The organism is Brevundimonas sp. CURTG3B2_SDJG (genome assembly GCF_057364705.1).
Window position 1 is genome coordinate 1 of the sequence record NZ_JBNFOJ010000527.1, and the last position, 925, is coordinate 925.

Annotated in this window: 1 protein-coding gene; it reads left to right on the top strand. The window is 71.1% G+C overall.

Translation table 11 applies throughout. The annotated features are described in order from the left end of the window. Window positions 1-341 precede the first annotated feature (341 nt). Window positions 342-925 (top strand): SufE family protein (locus tag AC2W7C_RS18460; RefSeq protein WP_486002646.1); only part of this gene is annotated, 584 nt, incomplete at its 3' end.

Consider the following 925-nt stretch of genomic DNA (forward strand, 5'->3'; position numbering starts at 1 on the left):
GGCCAGCGCGGGGCGAGTCGCCGGCGCCCGCGCGGGCGGCCCTGTCGGTCTGTTCTGGGCTGCGTTCGGAGGTCAAACGGTTCGGGAGGAATGAAGCGGAGGGAGGTGACGTCGCTCCAGCCTAGCCGCGCGCCCGAGTCGCCCAAAGTCCGCACCCGTCTGAGGCGACTGCCGGCGTCCGGCTGCGAGGGCGATTTCCGGGGATTTATCACGCGGTTGTCGTTAACGCCGCGGGGGCCTATCTGGCGCCCATGAGCGAGACGCCTTCCATAGACGCGGTCCTGGCCGAGCTGGTCGAGGAGTTCGACCTTCTGGGCGACTGGGAGGGACGCATCGAATACGTGATCGACCTGGGCAAGGGGCTGGCGCCGCTTCCGGAAGAGGATCGGATCGAGGTCAACAAGGTGCCGGGGTGCGCCGCGCAGGTGTGGCTGACGGTGCGGCGGGCGGCCGACGGCCGCCTGCGGTTCCTCGCGGACAGCGACAGCGCCCTGTCCAAGGGCAATATCGCCCTGCTGCTCAAACTGTATTCCGGCCGGACGCCGGACGAGATCCTGGCCTTCGACGCGCGCGCCGCGCTGGACCGGTTGGGGCTGCCGTCGGCCCTGACCCGGCAGCGGGCCAACGGCCTGAACGCCATGGTCGCCGCATCCGCGAGACCGCGACGGCCGACCTGGCGCTTTCGGATCGGAAATAGACGCCTCGATCGCGGGAGCCGCGGCGCGTTCGCGCCGTCAGACGATCCGATAGTGACGGGCCAGCGCCTGCAGGCCCTGTTTCAGCAAGACCTTGCCGGTGCGTCGCCGAAGCCCCAGCGTCTGCTCCGCCGCCTGCAGGGCCGTGGCGCGGATGCAGATCTGCTCCACCCATGGCCCGCGCCGGACCGCAGGACGCGAGCGCCGCCCGAACTCGCGCCCCGGCCGCG